Genomic DNA, 2001 nt, shown 5'->3' on the forward strand with positions numbered 1-2001 from the left:
AGGCGGACGAGGTCGGTCTGGCGGGTGCGTGGACGGCGGTCGAGGCGGTGGCGGCGCGTCCGGCGCGCACCGCGGGCACCGTCGTCAAGGACGAGGGCGAGGGCGGCAAGCAGCTCGCCGCGTTCCTCGCGGACCAGAAGTTCATCTGAGCCCGCCCCCACCCCCTGCCCCAGCGAAACACGGAGACATTGAGCAATGGCTGAGATTCTCGTTCTGGTGGACCACGCCGACGGTGCGGTCCGCAAGCCGGCCCTGGAGCTGCTGACCCTGGCCCGCCGCATCGGCGAGCCGTCCGCCGTCGTCCTCGGCGCCGGCGACAAGGCCGCCGACATCGCCGCGAAGGCCGGCGAGTACGGCGCGGCGAAGGTGTACGTCGCCGACGGCGCCGAGTTCGCCGACCAGCTGGTCGTCCCGAAGGTGGACGCCCTGACCCAGATCGCGCAGGCCGGCTCCCCGGCCGCCGTCCTGGTCACCTCGTCCGGTGAGGGCAAGGAGGTCGCCGCCCGCGTGGCGCTGCGCCTCGGCTCCGGCATCATCACCGACGCCGTGGACGTCCGCGCCGGCGACCAGGGCCCGGTCGCCACCCAGTCGGTGTTCGCCGCCTCGTTCACCGTCGACTCGCGCATCAGCAACGGCGTGCCGGTCATCACCGTCAAGCCGAACGCCGTCGCCCCCGAGGCCGCCCCGGCCGCCGGCGCGGTGGAGAACGTCGCCGTCGCCTTCACCGGCAACGCCGCCAAGGTCACCTCGCGCACCCCGCGCGTCTCCACCGGCCGTCCGGAGCTGACCGAGGCCGCGATCGTGGTCTCCGGCGGCCGCGGCGTCGGCGAGGCGGCCGGTTTCGGCGTCGTCGAGGAGCTCGCGGACGCGCTCGGCGCGGCCGTCGGCGCCTCGCGTGCCGCTGTCGACGCCGGCTGGTACCCGCACAGCAACCAGGTCGGCCAGACCGGCAAGCAGGTCTCGCCGCAGCTGTACGTGGCCAACGGCATCTCGGGCGCCATCCAGCACCGGGCCGGCATGCAGACCTCGAAGACCATCGTGGCCGTCAACAAGGACCCCGAGGCCCCGATCTTCGAGCTGGCGGACTACGGCGTGGTCGGCGACCTCTTCGAGGTGCTGCCGCAGCTCACCGCCGAGGTGAAGGCCCGCAAGGGCTGATCCCCCCGAGCGAACGGCGAGGGCGTGGCACCGGGTATCCGGTGCCACGCCCTCCGTCGTTTGTCGGCTCTACTCGGCTCCACTCGGCTCTACGCGCTTCTACTCGGCGAATGCCGCGAGGTGCTGCGTGAATCCGCCCTGGGTCGGCGGCAGCGGGCGCGGCTCGGCGGGCTGGACGGGCTGCGGCTCCTCCACCGGCAGCAGCCGCAGCTCCGGGTACTCGGAGCCGGGGGAGGGCAGCAGCCGCACCTTGGTGCCCACCGGCACGGTGCTGCGCAGCCCGTCGACGATGCACCACACGTCGAAGCCCTCGGCCATCCGGATCAGCGACTTCTGGCGGGCGAGCGGCGTCCGGGCCTGCTCGACCGCGCAGCGCCGCACCACGCCGGTGCCCTCGCTGGGCTCCAGCCGCAGGTCGGTGGAGCCGCAGGTGGGGCAGAGCAGCCGCTGGAACGTGGGGTTGCTGCACCAGGTGCAGCGCTGGAAGTACAACGTGGTGCTCTCGGTGTCGGCGTCGATGGCTGAGTGGACCACGGTGTCATCTCTCCCTGCGCTCGGACCGGCTTGTTCGGCAGAAGTTCGGCAGAAAAGAGGATAGGGAACTCAGTACCGCCATGTGAAGGCACTGAGTTCCCTTTTTGCTGCACGCGTGCATAATGAAGGGTACTGAGTACCGTCAGTACCGTCGCGAAACAGGAGCGCCGATCATGAGCCAGGACTTCGATCTCTTCCGTATCTCCGAGGAGCACGAGATGCTCCGTGAGGCGGTGCGTGGGCTGGCCGAGGCGAAGATCGCTCCGTTCGCGGCGGAGGTGGACGAGCAGGGGCGGTTCCCGCAGGAGG

3 protein-coding genes and 1 pseudogene are annotated in these 2001 nt (G+C 71.4%); 3 read left to right on the plus strand and 1 reads right to left on the minus strand.

Translation table 11 applies throughout. The features are described from left to right. A pseudogene (locus KV557_RS41630) lies at positions 1-149 on the plus strand (electron transfer flavoprotein subunit beta); the annotation flags it as partial. A gap of 46 nt (positions 150-195) precedes the next feature. Beyond that, entirely contained in the window at positions 196-1158 is a 963-nt protein-coding gene (locus KV557_RS41635) for an electron transfer flavoprotein subunit alpha/FixB family protein (protein WP_218207325.1), read from the plus strand. 99 nt (positions 1159-1257) lie between these two features. Here the strand turns inward: KV557_RS41635 and KV557_RS41640 are convergent, their stop codons facing one another. Further along, a complete protein-coding gene (locus tag KV557_RS41640) occupies positions 1258-1692 on the minus strand; it encodes a hypothetical protein (protein ID WP_218207326.1) in 435 nt (144 codons plus the stop codon). Between the two features lie 173 nt (positions 1693-1865). Between KV557_RS41640 and KV557_RS41645 the strand changes: the two genes are divergently transcribed. Continuing rightward, positions 1866-2001 (plus strand): acyl-CoA dehydrogenase family protein (locus KV557_RS41645; protein ID WP_218207327.1); only part of this gene is annotated, 136 nt, incomplete at its 3' end.

The organism is Kitasatospora aureofaciens (assembly GCF_019192735.1).
Classification (GTDB): Bacteria; Actinomycetota; Actinomycetes; order Streptomycetales; family Streptomycetaceae; genus Kitasatospora; species Kitasatospora aureofaciens_A.

Bases quoted from the DNA above. Each gene is read 5' to 3' on its own strand.
- KV557_RS41635 (WP_218207325.1), top strand. From the start codon at position 196: ATGGCTGAGATTCTCGTTCTGGTGGACCACGCCGACGGTGCGGTCCGC.